This window comes from Variovorax sp. KBW07, from assembly GCF_003852515.1.
Lineage (GTDB): Bacteria > Pseudomonadota > Gammaproteobacteria > Burkholderiales > Burkholderiaceae_C > Variovorax.
The window spans coordinates 1-11,566 of the sequence record NZ_QAJK01000158.1; the positions used below are offsets into that span (position 1 = coordinate 1).

The following is an 11,566-nucleotide window of genomic DNA, read 5'->3' on the forward strand; positions in this document are numbered from 1 at the left end:
ACGCACAAAGAATGCACCCGCATCTCAACAGCCACCTACACGGCCCCAGCAAGTCGTGAAAAGGTCAAAGAGAAAATCCCCGCGCAACAAAAGGTCTGGCGCCCGGGTGACAGACCGCGCGTTCCGCCGCTCCTAGAATCGCGCCGTTGCCCGGTTCGCCGGACGACAAGCGTTCTCAGGGCGGGGCGAAATTCCCCACCGGCGGTAATGGCGACGAAAGTTGCACGAGCCCGCGAGCGCCTTCGGCTTGCAACAAGTCGAAGGGTCAGCAGATTTCGGTGCAATTCCGAAGCCGACGGTCACAGTCCGGATGAAAGAGAGCGCGAAATGCGGGTCGGCCCGCGCGCTTTGCCATGCTTGCAAGCGCGCGAGCGGGCCTGTGGTTTCGTGCGCCCTGATTCAGGAAACCTGCTTTCAAGAGGCACACCATGAGTCAGATCAACGACCTTCCCCTCTCCGCCATTGCCGCATCGGATTCGCCGCGCGGCCAGCGCATCGCATTCGTCGAGGCGCAGTGGCATTCCGACATCGTTCACCAGGCACGCGACGCCTTTCTCGAAGAGATGGCGCGGCTCGGCGTGGCGCGCGAGCTCATCGATGTTTTCGATGTGCCCGGCGCCTTCGAGATTCCGCTGCATGCCAAGCGGCTCGCCAACTCCGGCAAGTACGCGGCCATCATCGGCTGCGCGCTGGTGGTCGATGGCGGTATCTACCGCCACGAGTTCGTCGCCAACACCGTCGTCAGCACGCTGATGTCGCTGCAGCTGGAAACCGACGTGCCGATTTTCTCGGCCGTGCTCACGCCGCACCATTTCCACGAACACGTGGAGCATCGCAAGTACTTCCACCGCCATTTCGCGGTCAAGGGCACCGAAGTGGCCGAGGCCTGCTTCAAGACGCTCGAGGCGTTGGACAAGGTCGACGCGCTGCTCGCCGCCGCGTGACAACGGGCACGCGCCTGCAGTAATCTGGGCGGATGGCTTCTTTCAACGCAGCAGCATCCGCCTCCGAAGACCGCTACACCCTCTACGGCGCGCCCGGCTCGGGCGCCACGCCGATCCATGCCGCGCTGACGCTCATCGGCGCGCAGGTCGAGACCGTCGACATGTCGCCCTGGGAAGGCGAGTCCGAGCGCGAACGCGTGTCGGGCGTCAATCCGATGCGGCAGGTGCCCGCGCTCGTGCTGCCTTCGGGCGAACTCATGACCGAGAGCGCGGCCATCCTGATCTGGCTCGGCGACCGTTATCCGGAAGCCGGCCTCTGCCCCGCGCCCGACGACCCATTGCGTGCGCGCTACCTGCGCTGGATGGTCTATCTGCCGGCCGCCATCTATTCGCTGTTCTGGGTGCGCGACGATCCTGCCCGGCTCGTGCCCGACACCGCGGCGCAGCCCGCGATGCTCGACCGCTCGGCCGAGCGCATCGCGCACTGCTGGCATTTGATGGACACGCAGATCGACGAGCCCGCGCCCTACATCCTCGGCGAAAAGCTCAGCATGCTCGACCTGTACGTGACCGTGATGTCGCGCTGGACGCCCGGACGCCGGCGCTTCTACCGCGTGGCACCGCGCATGACCCAGGTGGTGCGGCGCGTCGATGCCGACCCTCGGCTGGCCGAGTTCTGGGCCGCGCGCTTTCCGTTCACGCTGGACACCGGAGTCCAGAAAGACTGACGCCTGTTCTTGCCTGCACTCTCTGCACTCTCTGCACAATGGACGCCATGACCGCACGCACCCCGACCACCGCCTACCCGATGACGATCTATCACAAGCCCAACTGCAGCACGTCGCGCAACGTGCTGGGGCTGATCCGCGAAAGCGGCGTGGAACCCGAGATCGTGCTGTACCTGGAAACGCCGCCTTCGAAGAAGAAGCTGCGCGAACTGGCCAAGGCCATGGGCCTGGGCGCACGCGACCTGCTGCGCACGAAAGAAGCGCCCTACGAAGAACTGAAGCTGGCGAACGAAAAGCTCAGCGAGGACCAGTTGTTCGACGCGATCGTGGAGAACCCGATCCTGTTGCAGCGCCCCATCGTCGTCTCCCCGCGCGGCACGCTGATGTGCCGCCCATGGGAACGCGTGCGCGAAATCCTTCCGGCCTGATGAGTTTGAAAGACTAGGCCGCGGCCTCCTGAGCGAGCCCCCACGCGACGTGCTCGCGCACGAGTTCGCTCGGGTGCGCCGCGCGCGTGGCCAGCGCTTCCTGCGCGCCGCCCTCGCCCGACCTCACCGCATTGCCCAGCGCCACCGCAATGTTGCGCAACCAGCGCTCGTGCCCGATGCGCCGGATCGGGCTGCCCTCGGTGCGGCGCAGGAAATCTTCTTCGGTCCACGCGAACAACTCGGCCAGCGTGCGGCCGGTAAGCCCTTCGCGTGCGTCGAAGTCGGGCAGCTCGCTCTTCTTGGCGAACTTGTTCCAGGGGCAGATGAGCTGGCAGTCGTCGCAGCCGTAGATGCGGTTGCCCATCAGCGGCCGCAGTTCCAGCGGAATCGGGCCACCATGCTCGATGGTCAGGTACGAAATGCAGCGCCGCGCGTCCAGCCGTTGCGGCGCGATGATGGCCTGCGTCGGGCAGATGTCGATGCACGCGCTGCAACTGCCGCAGTGCGCGGTGACGGGCTCGCTCGGTGGCAGTTCCATGTCGACATAGATCTCGCCCAGGAAGAACATCGAGCCCGCGTTGCGGTCGAGCACCAGCGTGTGCTTGCCGCGCCAGCCCTGCCCGCTGCGCGAGGCCAGCTCGGCTTCGAGCACGGGGGCCGAGTCGGTGAAGGCACGGTGGCCGAAGGGCCCGACCTCTTCGGCGATGCGCTCGGCCAGCCTGGCAAGCCGGTTGCGCAGCACCTTGTGATAGTCGCGGCCCCGCGCATAGACCGACACGATGGCCTCGCCGGGCCGCGTGAGGCGGTCGAATTCGATGGCCTGCCATTCGGGCTCGGTGTCGCGCGGCAGGTAGTCCATGCGCGCGGTGATCACGCTCACGGTGCCCGGCACCAGCTCGGCCGGACGCGCGCGCCGGGTGCCGTGCGTTGCCATGTATTGCATCTCTCCATGGAACCCATGGGCCAGCCATTGCATCAGACCGTCCTCGGCGCTCGATAAATCGACGCCCGCGATTCCGATTTGGGAGAATCCGAGTTCCCGGGCCAATGCCTGAATACGAACAACGAGTGGATGGCTGACGATCACTTGCCGATTGTAGAAACGCCCAAGGGCACCCGCACGCTGCGCTGGTGCAGCGAAGCCGACACCGATGCTTTCGCGAAATCGCTGGCCGCCGCGCCCGCGCTGCGCAACGCCTTCATCGCGCTGCATGGCGACCTTGGCGCCGGCAAGACCACTTTCGTTCGCCACCTGCTGCGCGCACTCGGCATCGAGGGGCGCATCAAGAGCCCGACCTATGCCGTGGTCGAGCCGCACGAAGCGCCCGACGGCCTGGCGATCTTCCATTTCGACTTCTACCGTTTCGCCGATCCGCGCGAATGGGACGACGCGGGCTTTCGCGACATCTTCGCGGGCCCCGGCCTCAAGCTGGCCGAATGGCCAGAAAACGCCGCGGGCCGCACACCACCTGCTGACCTAGCTATTAAAATAGAAGCAATGATTGACGACACACGCAGCGTGACCCTCCTCGCGAACACCCCTCGCGGCAGCGATCTGCTGGCGCGCATCGCCGCATGAAGGCGGCCGGCCTGAAACGGCGCGTGCTGCTGCAGGGCGGCAGCGTCGCGCTGCTGCTCGGCGTGCACCAGATCGCGCGCGGCGCCAGCATCCTCGCCGTGCGGGTCTGGCCCGCCGCCGACTACACCCGCGTGACCATCGAGTCCGATGCCCGCCTCAACTCGCAGCAGCTCGTGGTCGGCAGCCCGCCGCGGCTGGCCGTCGACATCGAGGGCATCGACCTCAACCCCGAACTGCGCGAGCTGGTCGGCAAGATCAAGCCCGGCGACCCCTACATCAACGGCCTGCGCGTCGGGCAGAACGCACCGAAGGTGGTGCGCATCGTGTTCGACCTGAAGCAGGCCGTGGTGCCGCAGGTGTTCTCGCTGGCGCCCGTGGCGGCCTACAAGCATCGGCTGGTGCTCGACCTCTACCCCGAGCAGGCCGTCGACCCGATGGAAGCGCTGATCGCCGAGCGACTGCGCGACGCGCCCAAGTCAACGGGCGGCAACGGCAACGGCACCAGCAACGGCACCGCCGTGGCGACCGCTCCCACGGCGCCACCCGCACCCGCCACGCCCCCAGGCGCCGCGCCGGTACGGCCCACCACCCCGGCCGGCGATCCACTGGGCGATCTCATCGCGCAGCAATCCACGCGCCCCGGCCCGTCCACCGTGGCCCCGCCCGTCGTGGCGGGCAATGACCGCCCCACCGCACCGCCCGTGCTCGTGGTGCCGGCACCGACAGCGCCACCCGCCAGACCCGTCGCGCCCCCGCCGCCACCCGTGGCTGTCGCACGCGGCGGCGCCACCGCGAGCCGTACCGACCGCATCATCATCGTGGCGCTCGACCCCGGCCATGGCGGCGAAGACCCCGGCGCCATCGGCCCGGCCGGCACGCGCGAGAAAGACGTCGTGCTGCAGGTGGCGCACCGCCTGCGCGAACGCATCAACGCCAGCAACGTCAACGGCAGCCCGATGCGCGCCTTCCTCACGCGCGACGCCGACTTCTTCGTGCCGCTGGGCGTGCGCGTGCAGAAGGCCCGGCGCGTGCAGGCCGACCTGTTCGTGAGCATCCATGCCGACGCCTTCACCACGCCCGCGGCGCGCGGCGCCAGCGTGTTCGCGCTGAGCCAGAGCGGCGCGTCGAGCAGCGCGGCGCGCTGGCTGGCCAACAAGGAAAACGACGCCGACAAGGTCGGCGGCGTGAACGTGGGCAACCACGAGGCGCAGGTGCAGCGCGCGCTGCTCGACATGAGCACCACCGCGCAGATCAACGACAGCCTGAAGCTCGGCGGCGCCATGCTCGGCGAGATCAAGGGCATCGGCGCGCGGCTGCACAAGGGCCAGGTCGAGCAGGCCGGCTTCGCGGTGCTGAAGGCGCCGGACATTCCCAGCGTGCTGGTCGAAACCGCCTTCATCAGCAACCCCGAGGAAGAAGCCAACCTGCGCCGCGTCGACTACCAGGAGAACCTGGCCGATGCGCTGATGCGTGGCATCCAGCGTTACTTTGCGCAGAACCCGCCCCTGGCGCGCAGCCGGCAGCTCTAGTTTTTGCAGCGGGCGCCTTTGTAAAGCAAAGGTACGCCCTGCTGTCCCACGCCGGGCGGCCCAACAGTGCGCACAGGCAAGCGCGGCAGACTCCTACACCGGCTGCGCCACCGTTTTGGACATGATGACTCCATCACTCCTCGAAAGGTGGACCTCATGAACACACGTCTCTGGATCGCTGCAGCCGCAGCCACTTCGGTCATGGCCATTGCGGGTTGCGCAAGCGGCCCCAACCAGAACCTCGGCACCGGCGTCGGCGCGGTCGGCGGGGCACTGGTGGGCAATGCCATCGGCGGCAACACCGCGGCCACCGTGGGTGGCGCGGCCATCGGCGGCCTCATCGGCAACCAGGTCGGCCGCAATGCCGACGAGCGCAACTACAACCAGCAGCGTTACCCGCGCGGCAGCGGCTACTACCCGAGCAACGGCCCGAACTACTGATCCGCCGCGGCCTGAGCCCCTAAAAAGAAACGCGCCCCCGGGCGCGTTTTTTTGTTGTGAAGGGGTTGGCGCCGAAGCGATCAGGCCTGGGGCGATTGCGCCTGCGCCGCACGCGCCTTCTCGGCCTTCGACGCGCGCCATGCGCCAAAGATGGCCAGCAGGCCCGGCACGAAGATCAACGCCCAGATGATCTTGTCCAGATGCTGCTTCACGAACGGCAGGTTGCCGAAGAAGTAGCCCGCGGTCACGATGCCCAGCACCCAGATCAGCGCGCCCACCACGTTGTACAGGGTGAACTTCGTGCGGCTCATTTCCGCCACGCCGGCCACGAAGGGCGCGAAGGTGCGAATGAAGGGCATGAAGCGCGCCAGGATGATGGTGATGCCGCCATAGCGCTCATAGAAGCCGTGCGCCTGGTCGAAAGCCTTGCGGTTGAAGAAGCGCGAGCTCTCCCACTGGAACACCTTCGGCCCGAAGAAGCGGCCGATCGAATAGTTGCACTGGTCGCCCAGGATGGCCGCGGCAATCAGGATGCCGCACGCCAGCGGATAGCTCATGTGCCCCAGCCCGCACAGCGCACCGACCACGAAGAGCAGCGAATCGCCCGGCAGGAAAGGCATCACCACCGCCCCCGTTTCCACGAAGACGATCAAGAAGAGCAGTGCGTAGACCCACGGGCCGTAGGCAACGACAAAGGTCTCGAGGTGTTTGTCGATATGCAGGATGAAGTCGACGAGAAAGCTGATGATTTCCATGGCCGCGGATTATCCTTGTTGAATCCGAACGCACCCTGAATCACCCCATGCTCCACATACGCGCCGCCCTCGATGCGGACTGGCCCGCCATCTGGGCCGTCCTCGAACCGACCTTCCGCCGTGGCGACACCTACACCTACGCTCCCGACGTCACCGAAGAGCAGGCACGCCAGTCGTGGATGAAGGTGCCCACCGCCATCTTCGTGGCCTGCAACGACGAAGGCACGGTGCTCGGCACCTACGTCTTGCGGCCCAACCAGCCGGGCCAGGGCTCGCACGTGAGCAACTGCGGCTACGTGGTGTCCGACGCCGCACGCGGCCTGGGCGTGGCCTCGGCCCTGTGCGAACACTCGCAGCAGGAAGCGCTGCGCATGGGCTTCCTCGCGATGCAGTTCAACTTCGTCGTGTCCACCAACGAAGGCGCCGTACGGCTCTGGCGCAAGATGGGCTTTGCCATCGTCGGCACCCTGCCCGGCGCATTCAGGCATCCGCAGCTCGGCTTCGTCGACGCCTTCGTCATGTTCAAGCAGCTGAAGCAACCCGAATAAGAAACCAACCCACCCGGAGACACTCACGATGACAGGCACCTACATCCAGATGAAAGCCGCCGACGGCAGCGGCACCTTTCGCGGCTACCTCGCACTGCCCGAAGGCGGAACCGGCCCCGGCCTGGTGATTGCCCAGGAAATCTTCGGTATCAACCACACCATGCGCGACGTGGCCGACTACTACGCCGAAGAAGGCTACGTGGTGCTGGTGCCCGACCTGTTCTGGCGCCAGGAGCCGAACGTCGAACTCGGCTACAGCGAAGCCGACTGGCAGCGCGCCTTCGCGCTCTACGGCGGCTTCGACGAAGCCAAGGGCATGCAGGACATGCAGACCGCCATCGACGCACTGCGCGCCCGTGCCGAAGTGACTGACAGAAAAGTCGGCGTGCTCGGCTTCTGCCTGGGCGGCAAGCTGGCCTACCTGTCGGCCTGCCGCACCGACGCCGATGCGGTGGTCGGCTACTACGGCGTGGGCATCGACGCCGCGCTCGGCGAGGCCGACAACATCCAATGCCCGCTCACGCTGCACGTGGCCGAGCTCGACAAGTTCTGCCCGCCCGAAGCGCGCGACCGCATCGTGCAAACGCTCAAGGGCCGCCCCGGCGTGTTGGTGTACGTGTACCCCGGCATGGACCACGCCTTTGCGCGCGCCGGCGGCGAGCACTTCCACAAGCCCTCGGCGCTGATGGCGCACGAGCGCAGCATCGCCACGCTGAAAGACGCCATCGGCCCGAACTACGACCTCTCGGCGCTGTGGGACAAGCACTGCGAATACGAGTTCGGCACCCGCAACGTGGACGACACCATGGACACCATGGTGGCCGAGCCCTACGTCAACCACATTCCGACCATGACAGGTGGCGTGGGCTACAAGGCGTTGCACGCGTTCTATACGAACCACTTCGTCAACAGCAACCCGCCCGACACCGCGCTCACATCGATCTCGCGCACAGTGGGCGCCACGCAGGTGGTCGACGAACTGCTGTTCAGCTTCACCCACACCACCGAAATTCCGTGGATGCTGCCGGGCGTGAAGCCCACCGGCAAGCGCGTCGAAGTGCCGTTGCTCGCGGTCATCAAGTTCCGTGGCAACAAGCTGTACCACGAGCACATCTACTGGGACCAGGCCAGCGTGCTGGTGCAGGTGGGCCTGCTCGATGCGAAGCTGCTGCCGGTGGCGGGCATCGAGACGGCGCGCAAGCTGCTCGATGAAAACCTGCCGTCGAACACGCTGCTCGGCTGACCCGCCAGCCGATGAAGAAGATCGACCCCCGGCTCCTGCAGGCTTTCGTGGCGGTCGCACGCGAGGGGTCGGTGTCGCGCGCGGCGCAGCGCCTGTTCCTGACGCAGCCGGCGGTGAGCCTTCAGCTGAAGGAGCTGGGCGCGCTGGTCGAGCTGGAGCTGTTCCAGCGCACACCCACCGGCCTGCTGCTCACGCGCGACGGCGCGGCGCTGCTCAACCACGCCGAGCAGGCGCTCGAAGGCCTGAACGATTTCGCCGTTGCGGCGGAGCGCATGAAAGGCGGCGTGCGCGGATCGCTGCGCATCGGCACCATCCTCGACCCCGAGTTCACCCGGCTCAGTTCGCTGCTCAAGGAACTGGTGGCACTGGCGCCAGAGCTTGAAACCGAGCTGCACCACGGCACCAGCGGCGAGGTGTTGGCCAAGCTGCTGAACAAGGAGCTGGACATCGGCTTCTACCTGGGCGACCCGAATGCGAGCGACCTGCCGCAGGCCAGTTCGGCCTCGCGCCGCAACGAAGGCAAGACCTTCCATTCGCAGGTGCTGAGCCCCTTCTCCTACCAGGTGATCGGCCCGCCCGGCTGGGCGCCGCAGGTGATGGGCCGCGACTGGCCCGACCTGAGCTGCCTGCCGTGGGTGCTGGCACCGGCCACGTCGTCGCACTCGCGCCTGCTGGCGCCGGTGCTCCAGGCGCGCGGGCTGGTGCTCAAGAAGGCGGCGCAGGCCGACCAGGAGTCGTCGATGCTCGCGCTGGTGCGGGCCGGCGTGGGCATCTCGCTGGCACGCGACGCCGTGGCACTGCGCGCCAGCCAGCGCGACGGACTGGTGATTGCCGACCGGGTCAGCATCGAGAGCGACCTGCGCTTCATCTGCCTGGCCGGATCGCTCAAGCGCCAGGAAGTGGACTGCGCGGTGCAGGCCCTGTCGCGCGCCTGGCGGCTCGCGTTCTGACGCGGCCGCAACAGCAGCAGCAGCAGCAGCAGCAGCAACAGCAGTGCACGAAGCGCGTCAGGCCCGCGGCAATGCGGTGCCGGCGCCCTTCAACGCAGCGTTGCCCTCGCGCGGCGTTTCGCGCACCTTCGCCACCACCGTGCGCCAGCCCTTCGGCATCAGCGCCAGCATCAACGCAGCCAGCAGCGCGGCACTGCCCAGCGTGTAGAGGCCGGCCGCCGAACCGCCATGGTTCTGCTCGACGTAGGTGCGCAGGCTGGGCGCCACGAAGCCGCCCAGGTTGCCGATGGAATTCACCAGCGCAATGCCGGTGGCGATGCCCAGGCCCGACAACCGCTCCGACAGGAAGGCATAGAAGATCGGCGTGCCCGACAGGTAGGTCGAGGCACCGATCGACAGCGCCGCGATCGCGAAGATCGGCGAGCCGTGCGCCGACAGGCACACGCAGATGCCGAAGATGGTGTACAGCGAAGCCACCGTCACGCGGCGTCGTTCGTGGTGCCGGTCCGACCAGCGCGTGACGAAGAACACCACGAACAGCGCCAGCAGCCACGGAATGCTGGTGACGAAGCCGACCATCAGCCCGATCTTCTGGCCCATGATCTGCGCCACCTGGGTCGGGAGATAGAAGATCAGGCCGTACGCCGCGATCTGCACGATGAAGAAGTTCAGCGCGAAGAACATCACCTTCGGGTTGCGCAGCGTCTGCAGCACCGTGTGCGGGCTGTCGACCGACTTTTCCGCCGCCTCCTGGTCGAGCACCGCCTGCAGCGCGTTCTGCTCCGCCGACGTGAGCCACTTCGCGTTGTGCGGCCGGTCGACGATCACGAAGAACGCGATGATGCCGACCACCACCGCCATCACGCCTTCGATGAGGAACATCCACTCCCAGCCCTTCAGCCCGCCGATGCCGCGCATGTCGAGCAGCGCGCCCGAAATCGGCCCGCCGATGACCAGCGCACCCGCGAAGCCGAACAGCAAGATGCCGTTGGCCTGCGCCCGCACCTTGGCCGGGAACCAGTAGGTCAGCGTGAGCAGCACGCCCGGATAGAAGCCGGCCTCCGCAATGCCCAGCAAGAACCGCAGCACGTAGAACGACATCTCGGTGGTCGCGAACATCATGGCCGACGCCACGAGCCCCCACGTCACCATGATCCGGCACAGCCAGATGCGCGGGCCGACGCGCGAAAGAATCACGTTGCTCGGCACTTCGAAGATGGCGTAGCTCACGAAGAAAATGCCGGCGCCCAGCGCGAAGGCGCTGTCGCTGATGCCGGTGTCGATCTGCAGCGCGCTTTTTGCAAAGCCGACGTTGACGCGATCGAGGATCGACATGATGTACATGACGATCAGCATCGGAAGAAGGCGCCATCGCGCCTTGCTGACGGCCGATTCGACCAGGGTGCTGTAGGGGCTCATTTTTTGTTGTCTCCTGTTTGTTGATTTTTTCTGGCGTGCGCCGCCGGCTGCTGATGCTGCTGCTAGCCCCGAGCGACCGCGCCTTCGACCGGGTTCGTGACCGAACCCAGGCCTTCGATTTCGACCGACACCACATCGCCCCGCTTCAGGAAGCGCGGCGGCTTGAGGCCGAGCCCGACCCCGGCCGGCGTGCCGGTGAGGATGAGGTCGCCGGGTTCGAGCGTGATGGCGCGCGAGAGATAAGCAACGAGGTACGCGACCGAAAAAATCATCTCGCGCGTGTTCGACGACTGCACCGCTTCGCCATTGACGAGGCAGCGGATGTCGAGCGACTGCACGTCGGCAATTTCATCGCGCGTGACGAGCGCGGGCGCCAGCGGACAGAAGCCGTCGAGCGACTTGCCACGCACCCATTGCGCTTCGCCCAGTTGCACATCGCGCGCGCTGACATCATTGGCCGCGACGTAGCCGAAGACATGCGACAGCGCATCGGCTTCGCTGACACCCTTGGCACGCCGGCCGATGACGACACCAAGCTCTGCCTCCCAGTCGACCTTTTCAGTGAACCCTTCGGGCCAGGTCAGCGCATCGCCATCGGCGGCGAGGGTGTTGCTGAACTTGGCAAAGATGACGGGCTTCTCGGGAATGGCGAGGCCGGTCTCGATGCAGTGGTCGCGGTAGTTGGCGCCGACGCAAATGATGTTCCTCGGCACAAGGGGCAGCACCGGCTTGACGCTGGCAAGCGGCACTGCGTCACCCTGGTTCCGCCAGGCCGCGCCCTCAACGATGTCCTGCATGCGGTTCGCATCCACGAGCTGCAATGCGCCCTCTTCTGTCACATAGCCCACGCGCAGGCCATCCTGCGTTTGAACGCTCATCCACTTCATGTTCGACTCCGGTTTTAGTTAAGAAATTGCTGGCAGGCCGCAACTGCTGCGGGGTGCCTTGTGTTTGTTGCTTTTGCTCTTGGCGCTGCTGTTCTTCAGGGCTTGTGCGACTGAC

At 66.4% G+C, this 11,566-nt stretch carries 13 protein-coding genes and 1 riboswitch; of the genes, 9 read left to right on the forward strand and 4 right to left on the reverse strand.

From position 1 onward, the window contains the following. Window positions 1–167 precede the first annotated feature (167 nt). Window positions 168–326, forward strand: a riboswitch (FMN riboswitch). Between the two features lie 102 nt (window positions 327–428). The 3 genes from DBV14_RS28205 to arsC are packed head-to-tail and all read left to right on the forward strand — an operon-like array spanning window position 429 to window position 2,100. Then, complete coding sequence (locus DBV14_RS28205; protein WP_124464405.1) at window positions 429–944, forward strand: 6,7-dimethyl-8-ribityllumazine synthase; 516 nt, start codon at window positions 429–431, stop codon at window positions 942–944. 32 nt (window positions 945–976) lie between these two features. After that, window positions 977–1,672 carry a glutathione S-transferase family protein gene (locus DBV14_RS28210; protein WP_124464407.1) on the forward strand — a complete coding sequence of 232 codons (696 nt, stop codon included), beginning with the start codon at window positions 977–979 and terminating at the stop codon, window positions 1,670–1,672. Window positions 1,673–1,719: 47 nt separating this feature from the next. Next, window positions 1,720–2,100, forward strand: coding sequence for an arsenate reductase (glutaredoxin) (arsC, locus tag DBV14_RS28215; protein WP_124464409.1), 381 nt, complete (start codon window positions 1,720–1,722; stop codon window positions 2,098–2,100). A gap of 13 nt (window positions 2,101–2,113) precedes the next feature. Here arsC and queG read toward each other — a convergent pair whose 3' ends face one another. After that, window positions 2,114–3,187 carry a tRNA epoxyqueuosine(34) reductase QueG gene (gene queG, locus DBV14_RS28220; RefSeq protein WP_185546151.1) on the reverse strand — a complete coding sequence of 358 codons (1,074 nt, stop codon included), beginning with the start codon at window positions 3,185–3,187 and terminating at the stop codon, window positions 2,114–2,116. On the opposite strand from queG, the gene tsaE reads away from it, so the two are divergent. From tsaE to DBV14_RS28235, 3 genes are all read left to right on the forward strand, one after another. Beyond that, on the forward strand, window positions 3,173–3,679 hold the full coding sequence (gene tsaE / locus DBV14_RS28225) for a tRNA (adenosine(37)-N6)-threonylcarbamoyltransferase complex ATPase subunit type 1 TsaE (protein WP_124464411.1): 507 nt from the start codon (window positions 3,173–3,175) through the stop codon (window positions 3,677–3,679). The two genes, queG and tsaE, sit on opposite strands and share 15 nt — an antisense overlap. Then, entirely contained in the window at window positions 3,676–5,208 is a 1,533-nt protein-coding gene (locus DBV14_RS28230) for an N-acetylmuramoyl-L-alanine amidase (protein ID WP_124464413.1), read from the forward strand. The genes tsaE and DBV14_RS28230 overlap by 4 nt, the downstream gene beginning before the upstream one ends. Before the next feature lie 156 nt (window positions 5,209–5,364). Then, a complete protein-coding gene (locus DBV14_RS28235; RefSeq protein ID WP_124464415.1) occupies window positions 5,365–5,649 on the forward strand; it encodes a glycine zipper domain-containing protein in 285 nt (94 codons plus the stop codon). 80 nt (window positions 5,650–5,729) lie between these two features. Here DBV14_RS28235 and DBV14_RS28240 read toward each other — a convergent pair whose 3' ends face one another. Continuing rightward, window positions 5,730–6,404, reverse strand: coding sequence for a DedA family protein (locus tag DBV14_RS28240; RefSeq protein WP_124464417.1), 675 nt, complete (start codon window positions 6,402–6,404; stop codon window positions 5,730–5,732). A gap of 47 nt (window positions 6,405–6,451) precedes the next feature. On the opposite strand from DBV14_RS28240, the gene DBV14_RS28245 reads away from it, so the two are divergent. The 3 genes from DBV14_RS28245 to DBV14_RS28255 are packed head-to-tail and all read left to right on the forward strand — an operon-like array spanning window position 6,452 to window position 9,145. Continuing rightward, window positions 6,452–6,952 carry a GNAT family N-acetyltransferase gene (locus DBV14_RS28245; RefSeq protein ID WP_124464419.1) on the forward strand — a complete coding sequence of 167 codons (501 nt, stop codon included), beginning with the start codon at window positions 6,452–6,454 and terminating at the stop codon, window positions 6,950–6,952. 28 nt (window positions 6,953–6,980) lie between these two features. Beyond that, window positions 6,981–8,195, forward strand: a complete 1,215-nt coding sequence (locus tag DBV14_RS28250) for a dienelactone hydrolase family protein (protein WP_124464421.1) — start codon at window positions 6,981–6,983, stop codon at window positions 8,193–8,195. An 11-nt stretch (window positions 8,196–8,206) separates the two neighbouring features. Further along, entirely contained in the window at window positions 8,207–9,145 is a 939-nt protein-coding gene (locus tag DBV14_RS28255; RefSeq protein WP_124464423.1) for a LysR family transcriptional regulator, read from the forward strand. Window positions 9,146–9,202: 57 nt separating this feature from the next. Here DBV14_RS28255 and DBV14_RS28260 read toward each other — a convergent pair whose 3' ends face one another. Both DBV14_RS28260 and DBV14_RS28265 read right to left on the reverse strand, forming a co-directional pair. Beyond that, window positions 9,203–10,564: an MFS transporter gene (locus DBV14_RS28260; RefSeq protein ID WP_124464424.1), complete on the reverse strand. Its 1,362-nt coding sequence runs from the start codon at window positions 10,562–10,564 to the stop codon at window positions 9,203–9,205. 62 nt (window positions 10,565–10,626) lie between these two features. Next, on the reverse strand, window positions 10,627–11,451 hold the full coding sequence (locus tag DBV14_RS28265; RefSeq protein WP_124464426.1) for a fumarylacetoacetate hydrolase family protein: 825 nt from the start codon (window positions 11,449–11,451) through the stop codon (window positions 10,627–10,629). Window positions 11,452–11,566 lie beyond the last annotated feature (115 nt).